The 1,981-nt window shown below is 35.2% G+C and carries 1 protein-coding gene; it reads right to left on the bottom strand.

Going from position 1 to position 1,981, the window contains the following annotated elements; genetic code table 11:
• On the bottom strand, positions 1–1,792 hold a 1,792-nt coding region (gene thrS / locus AC1DTM_RS24225; RefSeq protein ID WP_477001082.1), incomplete at its 3' end, for a threonine--tRNA ligase.
• Positions 1,793–1,981 lie beyond the last annotated feature (189 nt).

The raw sequence follows: 1,981 nt of genomic DNA, 5'->3' as shown, positions 1-1,981 counted from the left end.
CAAGAACATAAGGAACTTTTTGCATTTGCGCTTCTCTAATTTTATATCCTAACTTTTCATCTCGTATATCTCGTTCGACACGAATTCCGGCTTGTGCTAATTTATCTGCAATCCTATTTGCGTATTGTTCATGCACTGCATTTGAAACTGGAATTACTTTCACTTGAACCGGTGCCACCCACGCTGGGAACGCGCCTCCAAAGTGCTCAATTAATATTGCTAAGAACCGATCTAAAGATCCTAAAACTGCTCGGTGAATGACAACTGGTCTTCTCTTTTCATTATTCTCATCTATATAATTTAAATCAAATTTCTCTGGCATTTGGAAATCAAGCTGGATTGTTCCGCACTGATGACTTCTATTTAAAGCATCTTTAATATGGAAATCAATTTTCGGTCCGTAAAATGCACCATCACCTTCATTTAATCTATATTTATAATTTAATGATTGTAATACATTTGCTAATGCTGCTTCTGCTTGCTCCCATAATTTATCATCACCCATTGAATCTTCTGGACGAGTAGAAAGCTCTACTTCATACTCAAATCCAAAAGTTTTATATACGTAATCAATTTGCGCCATTACTGATTTGATTTCATCTTCAATTTGTTCTGGTGTTACAAATAAATGAGCATCATCTTGGCAGAAAGTACGAACTCTTAATAATCCGTTTAAAGCGCCACTAAATTCATGTCGATGCACTTGACCGAACTCACACATACGAATCGGTAATTCACGATAAGAATGTAATTTATTTTTAAACATAAGCATATGGCCTGGGCAGTTCATCGGTTTTAATGCAAAACTTTTATGATCTACTTCTGAGAAATACATATTGTCTTTGTAATGTCCCCAGTGTCCTGACTTCTCCCATAATTCTTGATTCATCATAAATGGAGTACGCACTTCTTGATAATTGTACTCATTTTGAATTTTTCTTAAAAATGCTTCTAATTCATTGCGAATAATCTGTCCTTTTGGCAAGTAAAACGGCATTCCCGGAGCCTCTTCCGAAAACATAAACAATTCAAGTTCACTACCTAATTTCCGATGATTTCTCTTCGCAGCCTCTTCAACAAAATGCAAATAATTTTCTAATTCTTTTTGTGAAGCAAATGCCACACCGTATATACGCTGAAGCACTTGATTGTTACTATCACCTCGCCAATATGCACCAGAAACATGAGTTAATTGAAATGCTTTCAGATAACCAGTAGATGGCAAATGTGGTCCTCTACATAAATCTACAAATTCACCTTGTTTATAAAGTGTTACACTTTCCTCATTAGGAATTGCTTCTAAAAGCTCTAATTTCAAACTATCATTCATTTCTTGAAACAGTTTTTTTGCTTCTTCTCGAGAGATTTCAACTCGTTCTATCTTTACATTTTCATTTATAATATTTTTCATTTCTTTTTCTATTTTCGGTAAATCTTCTACATTTACACTACTTTGAAGATCCATATCATAATAAAATCCATTCTCAATAACTGGCCCTACTCCAAGCTTCACATCACCATAAATTCTTTTCACAGCTTGCGCTAATATATGTGCCGCAGAGTGTCTTGCAATTTCTACACCTTCATTTGAGTCAATAGTAATAATTTCTACTTCTGCATTCTCTTCAATGTTTCGTCGTAAATCAAAAGACTGCTCATTAACTTTTCCTGCGACTGCTTTCTTTTTCAAGCTACTACTAATCGAACCAGCAATTTCTTCTAAAGTAATGCCTTTCACAAATTCTTTAACGCTACCATCTGGAAATTTAATTTCAATCATCTGTTCTTTCATTTTTCATCTCTCCATTTCATAATAAAAAGCACACTCATCCCTAAAATAGGGACGAGTGTGCTTTTACCCGTGGTTCCACCCAGATTCCCATCACTAAATGCAATGGCTTCTTTTACGATAACGTCGTTTACACGGCACTAGATACTTAATTTCCCCAGTGCAGCTCTAAGGTGGTAAGTTATTTTTCTG

It is taken from the genome of Bacillus sp. P4_D3, assembly GCF_056401855.1.
Note: the sequence above shows the minus strand (reverse complement) of the source record. Positions and strands in the feature narration are given on the sequence as shown.